This window comes from Kitasatospora sp. NPDC023120 (assembly GCF_055560835.1).
This window is the reverse complement of record NZ_JBVHHY010000004.1, coordinates 19,685-31,750: the sequence shown is the minus strand read 5'-3', so window position 1 is coordinate 31,750 and position 12,066 is coordinate 19,685. Positions and strand designations below refer to the sequence as shown.

The 12,066-nt window shown below is 72.8% G+C and carries 10 protein-coding genes; 4 read left to right on the top strand and 6 right to left on the bottom strand.

All coding sequences use genetic code 11. The annotated features are described in order from the left end of the window. The first annotated feature begins 27 nt into the window (after positions 1–27). Entirely contained in the window at positions 28–2,145 is a 2,118-nt protein-coding gene (locus tag ACZ3TI_RS07130; RefSeq protein WP_465724292.1) for a beta-galactosidase, read from the top strand. Between the two features lie 70 nt (positions 2,146–2,215). Here the strand turns inward: ACZ3TI_RS07130 and ACZ3TI_RS07125 are convergent, their stop codons facing one another. Both ACZ3TI_RS07125 and ACZ3TI_RS07120 read right to left on the bottom strand, forming a co-directional pair. Then, complete coding sequence (locus ACZ3TI_RS07125; protein WP_465724290.1) at positions 2,216–4,210, bottom strand: autotransporter; 1,995 nt, start codon at positions 4,208–4,210, stop codon at positions 2,216–2,218. Positions 4,211–4,636: 426 nt separating this feature from the next. Further along, positions 4,637–5,215, bottom strand: a complete 579-nt coding sequence (locus ACZ3TI_RS07120) for a TetR/AcrR family transcriptional regulator (RefSeq protein WP_465724289.1) — start codon at positions 5,213–5,215, stop codon at positions 4,637–4,639. Between the two features lie 86 nt (positions 5,216–5,301). Between ACZ3TI_RS07120 and ACZ3TI_RS07115 the strand changes: the two genes are divergently transcribed. After that, a complete protein-coding gene (locus tag ACZ3TI_RS07115) occupies positions 5,302–6,183 on the top strand; it encodes an SDR family oxidoreductase (protein WP_465724287.1) in 882 nt (293 codons plus the stop codon). A gap of 299 nt (positions 6,184–6,482) precedes the next feature. Continuing rightward, positions 6,483–6,653: a hypothetical protein gene (locus ACZ3TI_RS07110; RefSeq protein WP_465724285.1), complete on the top strand. Its 171-nt coding sequence runs from the start codon at positions 6,483–6,485 to the stop codon at positions 6,651–6,653. A 57-nt stretch (positions 6,654–6,710) separates the two neighbouring features. On the opposite strand, the gene ACZ3TI_RS07105 is transcribed toward ACZ3TI_RS07110, so the two are convergent. Next, positions 6,711–6,998: an antibiotic biosynthesis monooxygenase family protein gene (locus ACZ3TI_RS07105; protein ID WP_179852990.1), complete on the bottom strand. Its 288-nt coding sequence runs from the start codon at positions 6,996–6,998 to the stop codon at positions 6,711–6,713. Between the two features lie 57 nt (positions 6,999–7,055). Next, positions 7,056–7,982, bottom strand: a complete 927-nt coding sequence (locus ACZ3TI_RS07100; RefSeq protein WP_465724283.1) for an NADP-dependent oxidoreductase — start codon at positions 7,980–7,982, stop codon at positions 7,056–7,058. A gap of 341 nt (positions 7,983–8,323) precedes the next feature. On the opposite strand from ACZ3TI_RS07100, the gene ACZ3TI_RS07095 reads away from it, so the two are divergent. After that, the gene (locus tag ACZ3TI_RS07095) at positions 8,324–10,828 is read left to right on the top strand and encodes a SpoIIE family protein phosphatase (RefSeq protein ID WP_465724281.1); all 2,505 of its coding nucleotides are present in this window, start codon (positions 8,324–8,326) and stop codon (positions 10,826–10,828) included. Positions 10,829–10,859: 31 nt separating this feature from the next. On the opposite strand, the gene ACZ3TI_RS07090 is transcribed toward ACZ3TI_RS07095, so the two are convergent. Next, complete coding sequence (locus ACZ3TI_RS07090; protein WP_465724279.1) at positions 10,860–11,192, bottom strand: hypothetical protein; 333 nt, start codon at positions 11,190–11,192, stop codon at positions 10,860–10,862. Beyond that, complete coding sequence (locus tag ACZ3TI_RS07085) at positions 11,189–12,004, bottom strand: phytanoyl-CoA dioxygenase family protein (protein ID WP_465724277.1); 816 nt, start codon at positions 12,002–12,004, stop codon at positions 11,189–11,191. The genes ACZ3TI_RS07090 and ACZ3TI_RS07085 overlap by 4 nt, the downstream gene beginning before the upstream one ends. Positions 12,005–12,066 lie beyond the last annotated feature (62 nt).

Genomic DNA, 12,066 nt, shown 5'->3' with positions numbered 1-12,066 from the left:
GGTTCCCACACGTCCCGAGGTGCACCCGTGTTCCCGCTGCCCCTGCGCGTCCTGTTCGGCGCCGCCTACTACCACGAGTACCAGCCGTACGAACGCCTCAAGGAAGACCTCGACCTGATGGCCGGGGCGAAGTTCACCGTCATCCGGGTCGGCGAGTCCGTCTGGTCCACCTGGGAGCCCGAGAACGGCCGCTTCGACCTCGACTGGCTCACCCCCGTCCTCGACGGCGCCCAGGAGCGCGGCATCGCCGTCGTCCTCGGCACCCCCACCTACGCCGTGCCGCCGTGGCTGGCCCGGCAGTACCCGGAGATCGCCGGCGACCGGGCGACGGGTCGGCGCACGGGCTGGGGCGCCCGGCAGGAGGCCGACTTCTCCCACCCCGCCTTCCGCCACCACGCCGAACGCGTCAGCCGGGCCATCCTCGGCCACCACGCCGCGCACCCGGCCGTCATCGGCTTCCAGGTCGACAACGAGCCCGGACTGCGCCTGCCCCACAACGAGGGCGTCTTCCAGCGCTTCGTCGACCACCTGCGGCACACCTACGGCGACGTGGAGACCCTCAACCGCGAGTGGGGCCTGGTCTACTGGTCGCACCGGCTCTCCACCTGGGCCGACCTGTGGCGCCCCGACGACAACCAGCAGCCGCAGTACGACGTCGCCTGGCGGGCGTTCCAGGCCCGCCAGACCACCGAGTTCGTCGCCTGGCAGGCCGCCATCGCCCGCGAGTACGCCCGGCCCGACCAGTTCGTCACCACCTGCCTCGCCTACCAGCACCCCGCAATGGAGGACGACGACATCACCGACGCCCTCGACGTCACCGCGGGCAATCCCTACTACGACATGCAGGACGCCCTCACGCTGCCCGACCCCACGCCGGAGGACCACGAGCAGCAGTGGAAGACCACCGGCGTCTGGGCCCTGTACCAGAGCGCCGACCGGATCTTCTCCTCCCGCCAGGAACCGTTCCTCGTCACCGAGACCAACGCCCAGGCGATCAGCGGCACGTCCGAGAACCGGCCGGCCTTCGACGGCCAGTGGCGCCAGGCCGCCTGGGCGCTCGTCTCGCGCGGCGCGCGGATGATCGAGTACTGGCACTGGCACACCCTGCACTTCGGCACCGAGACCTCCTGGGGCGGTGTCCTCCCGCACAGCGGCAGGCCCGGCCGGGTCTACGCCGAACTCGCCCGGCTCGGAGCCGAGTTCGAGACCGCCGGACCGCTGGTCGCCGGGATCGCCCCGGACGCCGACATCACGATGGTCTACTCGGTGCCCAGCAAGTGGCTGATGCAGAAGTACCCGCCGCTGGCGAAGCCGAACGGCGATCCGGACCCGACCTCCTACCACCGCGTCTTCGACGCCTTCTACCGCGGCGCCTTCGGGGCCGGGCGCCAGGTGCGCATCCTGCACGCCCGCCAGCTGCACGACGCCCAGGGCGAGCGCGCGGGCCTGGTACCCGAGGAGGCCGCCCGGCGCCACCCCGTGCTGGTCGTCCCCGGCCTCTACCTCGCCGAGGACTCCCTGCTCGATTGGCTCGCCTCCTACGCCGAGGCCGGCGGCCACCTCGTCCTCGGCCCCCGCACGGGCTACGCCGACCACGAGGCCCGGGCCCGCCACGAGACCGCCCCGCCGCGCCTGACGACCGCCGCAGGCCTCTGGTACGACGAGTTCAGCAACCTGCCCGCGGACCTCCCGGTGCGCTCCGCCCCCGGCAGCCCGCTGGACCTGCCGCCGGGCGCCACCGCGACCCGCTGGATCGAGGGCCTCACGGTCACCGATGCCACCGTGCTCGCCGGATACGACCACCCCCACTTCGGCCGCTGGCCCGCCGTCACCACCCGCCGCCACGGCGCGGGCCGGGTGACCTGCGTCGGCACCGTTCCCGGCCGCGACCTCGCCCAGGAGCTGGCCGCCTGGCTGGCCCCGGCCCCCGCGAGCGGCTGGCGCGACCTGCCCGCCTCCGTCACCGCGGCCACCGGGACGTCCCCGGACGGACGCCGCGTCCACGTGGTCCACAACTGGAACTGGCAGCCCGTCGAGGTGCCGGCACCCGTGGCGCTGACCGACGTCCTGAACGGCACCGCCGTCACGGCCGGCGAGCCGCTCTCCCTCCACGCCTGGGACGTCCGGGTCCTCGTCGCGCACTGAACGGTGCGGTGTGGTGGAACCCTGCCGGGGCCCACCGCCTGAGGAGCCGTCCGGGCCGGGTACCGCGCGCTCAGCGCCGCCTTCGACCGTCCCGGTGCGAGGTGCGCCCGGTGGGCCGGTGTCGGTGGCCGCGCGGGCGGTGGCGGTCGACGGGCCAGCGCCTGCGCCGGACCCTGAGGGCGAGGAGGACGAGCCCGGCCGCCGCCGCCAGGGCGGCGACGACCACAGGGAGCGTCTCCCGGGCCGTACCGCCGGAGGCCCGGGCGGCGGGCGTGCTGTCGGTGGCCCCCGCCGGGGGTGAAGGGTCGGTCTGGACGGGGGCCGCGTTCGTGGGGCTTGCCGACGGGGAGGCGGATTCGTTCGCCGCCGTCGTGGCCGTCAGCTCGATGCGACCGGCCGTGCGGGCGACCGAGAAGGTCGCCCCTCCCACGCTGAGGGTGTCGCCGGAGAGCGCGGCGTCCTGCGAGCCCACCGTGAAGCTCTGGGCCCCGCCGGGAAGGACGATCTTCGCGCCCGTGACGACCTCCAGCGTGCGCAGCGTCGTCGATGTCGCCGCGCCGAGGTCGAGGACCGCGGACGCACCGGTGAGGGCGACTCCGCTGGAGGAGGCGAGCGAGGCACCGGCCACCGCGAGCGTCCCCTTGGCCACGGTGGTGGCGCCCGTGTAGGAGGCGGCGGTCAGCGTCGTCGTCGCGGTGCCGTTCTGCGTGACCGATCCGGAGCCGGACACCGCCGGGAGGGTGACGGGCGTCCGGACGTTCTGGATGATCAGCGAGCCCTCGTCGCTGACCGCGTCGAGAGCGCCCGTCGTGTGGAGACTCCCGTCCGCTCCTGCCGTCCCGGATCCGAGGCGCAGCGTGGCACCCCGCTGGATGGTGGTGGAGCCGTCGTAGAACTGCGCGGCGGCGAAGGTGACGTCGTTCCCGGACGTCCCGGCGATGACGATGTCGCCCGCCCCGGGAGCGGCGAGGGTGTCGTGGTACTTCCCGCCGCCGATGGGCAGGCCGAGGGTGACCGGGCCGTTGTAGTCGAAGGTCAGCCGCGAACGCTGGGAGTTGGCGTGCAGGTTGATGTACGCGGTTTCGGCCGTGCCCGGCAGGAAGATCTGGTGGGTGGTGCCGTCTCCCCAGTGGACGTCCGCGCCCTCGATGTTGGTGCCGCGCTTGTTCAAGTGGTGCGCGACCGGTACCAGGTTGAGGTTGCCGTTGCTCAGCGCCGGCGAGGCCGTGCCGGTGTTGTCGCTGTAGCTGTAGGTGCCCGTCAGGACCACTGTGCTGCCGGGCCGGGAGTGGACGTTGACGTCGTTGCCGTATTCGCGGCTGTAGAAGTTCTGGCGCTGGACGACCGTCTGGTTCAGCGGGGTGTCGATGATCCACGAGCCGCGGTTGAGGACGGCCTTGGCGTTCGGCAGGTCGGCCGCGCAGGTGGTGGCGGCGTAGTTGGCGCCGGTGCCGATGTCGAATACCCCGGAGAAGGGACTGCTTCCGCACAGCTGGAGCGTGCCCCACGTGTTGCGGGGCTGGAAGATCGTCCCGGAGCCGCTGATGGTGCCCAGGTTGAACAGCCGCGTGAGCGACAGGTTGAGCGTGCCGTCGACCCGGATGTTGTCCTGGTTCTGTTGGTAGCCGGGCGAGTTGTAGGGGAAGGCGCCGATCAGGCCGGTGGTTCCGCCGTTGCCGTACTGCAGGGTGGCGCCGGCGTCGACGGTGATCGCGGGCCGGTCGGGGTTGGTGACGACCACGTAGGGGTGGTTCCCGCCGGGGATGCTGACGGACTGGCCCTGCTGGGAGCCGGGCAGGGTGAAGGTGCTGTCCTTGGTGAGGATCAAGGTGCCCGTGCCGGAGACCCGCAGGGACCCCTGCCCGCTGATCACCCCCGAGTAGGTGTGCGACCCGGGCGGCACGTTCACGACGGCGTTTCCGCCGAGGACCACGTCGCTGTTGGCGAGGATCGACGAGGTGATGTCACCGTCGACCGCGACGGCGTCGGCCGGCGCCAGGGCCACGGGCACGGTCGTCGCGGCCACGATCGCGGACACCAGCAGTGCGTGCCGTGAACGTTTCATCGGGGGTGCTTCCTGGGTGCGGGCAGAGGTGGAAGGCGGTGCCGGTGCGCTCCTCGGAGGCGCGGGCACCCGGTCGGGCCGGCTGGTCGGGTCAGTGCCGGCTGGACCGGAGGCGGCGTCGCCGTTTCGCCCCGGGGAGAGTGTTAACGCTCACAATTCAGCGGGACAAGGAGCCGGGGCGGCCGTTACCCAATCTTGACCGATCGCGTACAAGTCTTCCGAATCCGCCGGCCCGGGCCCCGAACGGCCCCACCGGGGCCGCCGGGCCGCACGCCCGGCGGGCCCGGCACCTGAGAACTTCGCCCGCTCCTCGGAGGGCGTCCCGGACTTCACCGTCATGAACCAGGACGACGACGAGGACGTCAGACCGGACGTGTTCTCCTGACGGGCACCGGCTGCGGTGTGCACCGGCCGGTGCTCGTCCGGTCAGCCCAGCGATGCGCTCACGGCACGCAGTTCGTCCAGGGCCGCCAGGGCGTACCCGGCGAGCCCGCCCTCGGCGCCGCGGTCGTCCTCGGCCCATGCGGCGTACCCCCGCTTGAAAGCGAGCACGCCCAGCTCGCCCGCGAGAGCCGCCGTCGGATCCGGTACGCCGCGGGCGACCAGAGCGGTCGTCATGGCGGCCGCGAGACTGACGGTCTTGAGCGCGTCGCGCTCTTGAAGCTCGGCGCTGGCGGCGACGGCCGCCTTCAGACGGGGGGCGAGCTCGCGACTCCCGGGGCCCATCGCGGCCGAGGCGCGTTCGAGACCGGCGGCGACCGCCTCGAGCGGGCTGGCGTCGCCGGGCGCGTCGGCGATCCCCTCGGCCAGCAGCCGGCTCAGCGTCTCCTGCCCGGCGACCAGCAGCTCGCGCTTGTCGGGGAAGTGCCGGAAGAAGGTGCTCTTGGTGACCCCGGCACGCTCGGCGATCTGCGCGACCGTCGTGGCGTCGTACCCCTGCTCCGTGAACAGGTCGACCGCCGCCACGACGAGGCGTTCACGCGCACCCGGTTCCCATCGACTCATGGGTTCAGCATATGTGATGGGACTCTTGTCCCATCACTCTGCTACGGTGATGGGACAAGAGTCCCATCACTTCGTGGAGGGTTTCCATGCGCGTCTTCGTCACCGGCGGCACCGGTCTGATCGGTTCCGCCGTCGTCGCCGAACTCCTCGGCAAGGGCCACACCGTCCTCGCGCTCGCCCGCTCCGACGCCTCCGCACAGGCCGCCGAGGCGGCCGGCGCCGAGCCGCTGCGGGGAGGCCTCGCCGATCTGGCCGTGCTGCGCTCCGGCGCCGCCCGGGCCGACGGGGTGATCCACCTGGCCTTCGGCAACGACTTCAGCAGCCCCGAGGCCCTCGCCCGGAACATCGCCGAGGAGACCGCCGCCCTCACCGCCCTCGGCGAGGAACTCGTCGGCAGCGGCCGCCCCTTGGTCACCGTCTCGGGTACGCCCTGGGTGCCGGGCCGTGCCTCCACCGAGGCCGACCCGGTGCCGACCGACGGGCCGGTCGGCGGCCGCGGTCGCACGGTCACGGCGATCCTGGGCCTGGCCTCGCGCGGGGTCCGGAGCACGTCCGTACGCCTGCCGCGCACGGTTCACAACGAGGGCAGCGGCGGGTTCGCCGGTCTGCTGACCGACCTCGCACGCCGGAGCGGGATCTCCGGCTACCCCGGCGACGGCACGCAGCGCTGGCCCGCCGTCCACGCGCTCGACGCGGCCCTCCTCTTCCGGCTCGCCCTGGAGCAGGCGGAGGCCGGTACCGCTTGGCACGCCGTGGCCGACGAGGGGGACGAGGTACGGGACATCGCGGCCGTGATCGGCCGACGGCTGGGCCTGCCGGTCGCGTCGGTGCCGGAGGAGACCTACGGCCCGCTCGGCCCGATCTTCAGGGCCGATCAGCCCTCGTCCAGCACCCGCACCCGGCAGGCCCTCGGCTGGGAGCCGAAGCTCCCCGGCCTCCTGGAGGACCTGGAGAACATCCGGCCCTGACCGACGGCCGACGACCGGGGCGGACCCGCCGCCGGCGCTCCCGTCGACAGCGGAGCCCCCGTCTCACACCACCCGCGTCGCCGCGGCACTTCGCGTCCACGACCAGCAGGAGTTTCCCTCACGACCGGACGTTCCTCAGGCGGGGACGTTCGCGACCAACACCCGCACCTGGTGGGCGGATTCAATCCGCCCCGACGACGTCGTCCGCCCCCCCATCCGCTCCCGGCCGTCACACCCGGGTCGAACACGCCTCCGCCGCGCCGGCTCGCGCGGACATCGCCAGAACGATGCATCCGGTCGTGGCCGAGGCGATCGTAGGCCCGCGGGCCGCCGCCGACGGCGTCGTGGCCGTGACCTCCGTCATCGCCGAAAGGATCCCCGGCGCTGCGGCACACACCTACGCCCAGTGGGCCGCCGACCACGCCGACGACTTCCGCCGAGCTGCCGTACCGGCCGGCCGGGCCGTGTGAGTGGCCCGGCGGGCTGGGGCGTGGAGGCGCCGGTGCGCAGCGGGTCGGCGGCTCGCGTCAGACGAGGGCGTAGGCCTCGGCCTGGCGGTCGATGAGGTGAGGGGTGATGCCGGCGAGAACGAGGCGCTGGTAGGGCGCGCTCTCGCGGTGGGCGGCCAGCGCGTTCTCGTCCTCGTACTCGGCGAAGACGACGAAGGCGCCCTGGTCGCGCAGGGAGCGGACCACCCGGAAGGAGAGCACGCCGGGCTCGGTGAGCGCGGCCTCGGTGACGGCGGGGAGCAGGTCGGCGACGTGCTGCTCGGCGCCGGTGTCGGCGAGCCAGTCGGTGATCACGACGAGGGACACGGCGGGTCCTTCCGGGTGGTGCGGGACGGTCCTGGCGAGGGGGGTCCGGGCGGTGGGTCAGGGGACGGTGACGACGATCTTGCCGCGGGTGTGGCCGGCGGCGTTGAGGCGCTGGGCGTCGGCCGCCTGCTCCAGGGGGAACGTCGCCGCGACCTCGACGGTGAGCCGGCCGCTCTCGGCGAGGTCGGTCAGAGCGGTGAGGTCGGCCGCGTCGGGGCGCACGAAGACGTAGCGCCCGCCGAGGGCGAGGACGGCACCGTCGGCGACGGAGGCGAGGCGGCCGCCTTCGGCGAGCAGCGCCGGCGAGACCTGGAGGGCTTCGCCGCCGACCAGGTCGAGTACGGCGTCGACGCCCTCCGGCGCCAGCGCGCGGACGCGGTCGGCCAGGCCGTCGCCGTAGGCCACCGGCTCGGCGCCGAGACCGCGCAGGTAGTCGTGGTTGCGGTCGCTGGCGGTGCCGATCACCCGGGCGCCGAGGGCGACGGCGATCTGGACGGCGAGTGAGCCGACCCCGCCGGCGGCCGCGTGGACCAGCACGGTCTCGCCCGGCTTGACCTCCAGGGCGCGGGTCAGCGCCTGGTAGGCGGTGAGACCCGCCAGCGGCAGGCCGGCGGCCTGGGCGAAGTCCAGGTTGGCGGGCTTGCGGGCGAGGGTGCGCACGGGCGCGGCGACGTACTCCGCGAAGGTGCCGCGGCGCACCATGTCCTCGCGGACGTAGCCGATCACCTCGTCGCCCGGGGTGAACTCGGTGACTCCGACGCCGACCTGCTCCACGACACCCGCGACGTCCCAGCCCGGGATCACGGGGAAGACCACGTCCATGGCGCCGTCGAGGTAACCGGCCTGGATCTTCCAGTCGACCGGGTTGACCGACGCCGCCGCCACGCGGACCAGGACGGAGTCCGGGCCGAGCTTGGGCTCGGGCACGTCCCCGTACTCCAGGACGTCGGGTCCGCCGTAGCTGCGGTAGGTGATGGCCTTCATGGGTGGCGCTCCTCGCAAGAAGTATTGAGTCACTCGATGGTTCATGTCCTTAAGTAACGAGTAAACGGTAGGACTGGATAGTTGAGGCTGTCAAGTAACTCTCTGCCCCTGGCCGCCCTCGGCCTCGGCGGCGGTCCCGGCACGGCGCGGCGCCCGTCGGAGGGCGGCACCGGTCGGAGGGCGGAACGCGAGGCGATTCGTCCGGCCTCGCAGGAGCACACATGGGATGAGTGGCGCACCGCCGTGATCAGCGCGACGATGACGATCACGCCGTCGGGGAACTCGTTTCCCGACGGCGGGACGCCGGCCAGGGTCACGACGTCGACCGCCCTGGTGCTGTTGTGGCGGTTCGACGGGCAGGGCTAGGCTGGTGGTTCCGGATCTCTGTGAGTGATCATGCCGTGACGAGACACGATGGGCGCCCTCCAGAGGGCCGGCCGACCCGGTGGGGCGGCAGCGACGCAGGCACGGCGGTGGCGATCGTCGATGGTCACGGATGCGTGACAGGCTGGAACCCCGGTGCCGAGCGGTTGCTGGGTTATCCCGTTCACGAGGTCGTGGGTCGGCCCGCGGCGGGCCTGCTGGCCGAGCCCGTCCCGGACGACGAGGTGCGACGGGTTCTGGCCGGGAACCCGGAACGGTGCAGTGGCCCGCTCGCCCTGCGGCACCGCGACGGGCGGCGGGTGGACGTGACCGTGGTCGCCCACCACGGCGTGTCGCGCGGCGAAGCGCCGGACGACGCGCCGGACAGCTGGCGGGTCGTGTGCGCGCTGACCGGGTCGGACCCCCGGCCCGAGGACGAGGACCTCGCCCGATGGGCCTTCGAGCAGTTGCCGCGCTGCTCGGTCTCCCTGTACGACGCGCAGCTCAGGTACCGCGGCTCCAACCGGGCCATGGTCCCCGTCCTCGGTCTGCCGGACAGCGCGGTGCGTGGCCTGGGCATTCTCGACATCACCACCCAGCCGCAGTCCGTCGACCTCGCCGACGGACTGCGCCGCGCGCTGGAGGGCGGCGAGCCGGTGCACCTGGAGACCTTCCAGCGCACCGGCGGCGAGCGACGGATCCATGCGTGGTCCGTCGACCTCGCTCCCCTGAAGGACCCCGACGGCACGGTGCACGGTGTCGCCCTCGTCGCCCACGACACGACCGAGCAGTACTGGGCCCGCAAGCGGCTGGTCCTGCTCAACGAGGCCGCCGGCAGGATCGGCAGCACGCTGGACCTCGCCCGAACCGCGCGTGAGCTGCTGGAGGTGACCGTCCCCGAGCTCGCCGACTTCGCCAGCGTCGACCTGCTCACCGCCCTCGAAGCCGATGTCGAACCGGGTGAGGGCGAGCTGTCCGGCGGGGTGATGCTCCGGCGGATCGCGCACCGCTTCGCCCCGGGCACCCGACTGCCCACCGTGCTGGAGATCGGTACCACCGACAGCTATCCGGAGTTCTCTCCCCCGGCGCGCGCGCTCGCCACGGGCCGAGGCGTGCTCTGCCACGCCGAGGACCCCGAATTCGTCCACTGGATGGAGACGGACAGCCGCCGCGCCGCGATCATCCGGGACCAGGGCTACCACTCGATCCTGGCGGTGCCGTTGCGTGCCCGCGGGGTGACGCTCGGCGTCTCCGTGTTCTACCGTCGCAGCCGCCCCGACCGCATGGAACGGTTCGGACGGGACGACCTCCTGCTGGCCGAGGAGCTGGCCGCCAGAGCCGCCGTCGCGATCGACAACGCCCGCAGGTACACCCGTGAGCGCGAGGCCGCGCTCGCCCTGCAACACAGCCTCCTGCCGCAGCGCATGCCGGAGCAGGCCGCGATGGAGGCGGCCACCCGGTACGTCCCGGCGTCGACACGCTCCGGGATCAGCGGTGACTGGTTCGACCTGATCCCGCTCTCCGGTGCCCGCATCGCCCTGGTCGTCGGCGACGTCGTGGGCCACGGCATCCGCGCCACCGCCACCATGGGCAGGCTGCGTACCGCCGTGCGCACGCTGTCGGACGTGGACCTGCCACCGGACGAGCTGCTGACCAGCCTGGACGACCTCGTGGCGCGGCTGTCCTCGGAGGCCGGAGCCACGGGGGAGGTCGGCGAGATCGGAGCGACCTGCTGCTACGCCGTCTACGACCCGGTGTCCCGGACCTGCACGATGGCCAGTGCGGGGCATCCGCCACCGGTGATCGTGCCGCCGGAGGGCGCACCGGGCGCGGCCCGGATGTCGATCGGCCCGCCGCTCGGCGTCGGCGGACTGCCCTTCGAGGCGACCACGGTGGAACTGGCCGAAGGCAGCCTGGTGGCGCTGTTCTCCGACGGGCTGATCGAGACCCGCGAGCGCGACGTCGACGAGGGATACCGACGCCTGTGCCGGCTGCTCGCACACGCCGGACCATCCCTGGAGGACGCCTGCGACGCGGTCCTCGACGACCTGGTGGTGGGTCGGCCCCGTGACGACGTGGCCCTGGTCCTCGCACGCACCAGCGCCTTGGACGACGACCACGTCGGCACCTGGGAGGTCCCGTCCGACCCGTCCGCGGTCGCGACCGCCCGCAAGGCGGTCTCGCAACGGCTCTCCGAGTGGGGCGCGAGCGAGCAGATCTACTCGGCGGAACTGATCGTCAGCGAGCTGGTCACCAACGCGATCCGCTACGCGGCCCCGCCGATCACCGTGCGCCTGATCCGCGACCGGATCCTGATCTGCGAGGTCTCGGACGCCAGCAGCACCGCCCCGCACCTGCGCCGCGCCCGGGACTGGGAGGAGGGTGGCCGTGGCCTGCTGCTCGTCGCCCAGATGGCGCACCGCTGGGGCACCCGCCACAGTCTCACCGGCAAGACCATCTGGGCCGAGCTGCCTCTCCGCTGAGGTTCCCGTCGAGGCCGCGGAGCGCTTCACCTCACGGCTCGGATCGGAGCTCCTCGATCCGCTCGAAGAAGAACTCGTGCTTGAGGAAGGAGACGTCGTACTCGTGGCCCGGGTAGGGCGGGACGAGCGGGGAGGCCTGGATCAGCCGCCAGCCGTCCTTGAGCGCGTCGACTCCGGTGCCGTAGGGCGGCTCCGCGCCGTCTCCCGTGGTCGGCGAGGTGCGGCCGGTGCCGTCGTACCGCGACCAGCCGACCACCTCCGAATCCAGCGCGGAGGTGAGCAGGTACAGCACGAGCACCTGCTGACGGAGCACCGGAGCGGTGGCCGCCGGCGTGGGCGTGGACGTGGGTGAGTCGGCCGTCATGCCGTCGCCTCCTGGGGGCGGTTGGAGACCCTGGTCACCCAGTGGTCGAGGTCGAAGTGGGGATCGCCGGTCAGTTCGCGCCACAGCAGGGTGCGGTTGTAGCGCTCCAGACGCCCGGTGGCGGCTTCGTACCAGGGGAACCCGACGTCCAGTTCGGAGGCCACGCGCGGGTCGTGCAGGTCCGAGGTGTCCCACAGGAGTCGCTGGCGGACCGTCGGGTTGAAGCGGATCTTGAACATGTAGCGGGTCGTGTCGCTGTCGTTGCGGCGGCCGCCGTGCCAGATGCCGTGGTGCACGAAGACCACCGTCCCGGCCGGGCAGACCAGTCGGTCCTGGCCGCGGAGGTTCTGGTAGCGGCCGGTGTCCGACTCGTTGATCCGGCGCAGGTGGCTGCCGGGGATGCTGAGGGTTCCGCCCATCTCCAGCGTCACCGGCTGCGGGTAGTACATCAGTTGCACGTCGAAGGCGTCCGGCCGGACGTCGATGATGGCGTCCGCGTGCAAGGGCTGCGCGTCCCCGCCGTGGGGTTCGCGCACATGGACGGCGTGGTGGTCCACGAGCGGCCCGGGGCCGACCAGGCTGCGCACCGCGCCTTCGACCTGCGGCACGGCCAGCAGCCTGGCGGTGAAGGAGTCCGGGGCGTAGGCCTGCGACAGCGGCGTGCCGTAGGGCACCGGCGGCACCCCCTGCGGCAACACCGCCAGCGCCTCGGCGTTCAGGTCCGCGGGCACGACCGCGTCCAGTCGAAGAGATCCGCGAGCCACGAAGCGGGCCATCTGGACCGAGTTGAGCAGGAACGGTTCGTTGTCCATGGCGCAAGACGCTAGACCCGCGGGCCCGCTGTCCGCGTGGGCCCGGTTCGCCATCCACTGGT

Excerpts from the sequence above, each read along its gene's own strand:
- ACZ3TI_RS07125 (WP_465724290.1), bottom strand. The coding sequence starts at position 4,210 with ATGAAACGTTCACGGCACGCACTGCTGGTGTCCGCGATCGTGGCCGCG.
- ACZ3TI_RS07120 (WP_465724289.1), bottom strand. The coding sequence starts at position 5,215 with ATGAGTCGATGGGAACCGGGTGCGCGTGAACGCCTCGTCGTGGCGGCG.
- ACZ3TI_RS07115 (WP_465724287.1), top strand. The coding sequence starts at position 5,302 with ATGCGCGTCTTCGTCACCGGCGGCACCGGTCTGATCGGTTCCGCCGTC.
- ACZ3TI_RS07100 (WP_465724283.1), bottom strand. The coding sequence starts at position 7,982 with ATGAAGGCCATCACCTACCGCAGCTACGGCGGACCCGACGTCCTGGAG.
- ACZ3TI_RS07090 (WP_465724279.1), bottom strand. The coding sequence starts at position 11,192 with ATGACGGCCGACTCACCCACGTCCACGCCCACGCCGGCGGCCACCGCT.
- ACZ3TI_RS07085 (WP_465724277.1), bottom strand. The coding sequence starts at position 12,004 with ATGGACAACGAACCGTTCCTGCTCAACTCGGTCCAGATGGCCCGCTTC.